A 423-nucleotide genomic window follows, 5' to 3' on the forward strand; every position below is an offset into this window, starting at 1 on the left:
ACGAAAGTTTCGGTGGTTCGAATCCACCTCCCTCCACCATTAGCAGTTTTCTTTATAGATCAATATCTTGCCTACTAATCCAAAACACCTCACCTACACCAACCCACACTAAAAAATACCTAACACAATCATGCCACAGAAAATCAACTAATAATGAATTTACCTACGACACACACTCCAGAAAAATCAAAAACCACCACCTAAAACCTCTTCACAAGCTCACAGAAGCCACAAGCAATAAAAACCACATCTAGACACAAACACACCTTAAAATAAACCCAGAAAAGCCCATAGCGACTTAAAACACAATTAGGCAATTAGGCAATTAGGCAATTAGGCAATTAGGCAATTAGGCAATTAGGCAATTAGGCAATTAGGCAATTAGGCAATTAGGCAATTAGGCAATTAGGCAATTAGGCAATT

It is taken from the genome of Marinomonas colpomeniae, from assembly GCF_014803385.1.
Classification (GTDB): domain Bacteria; phylum Pseudomonadota; class Gammaproteobacteria; order Pseudomonadales; family Marinomonadaceae; genus Marinomonas; species Marinomonas colpomeniae.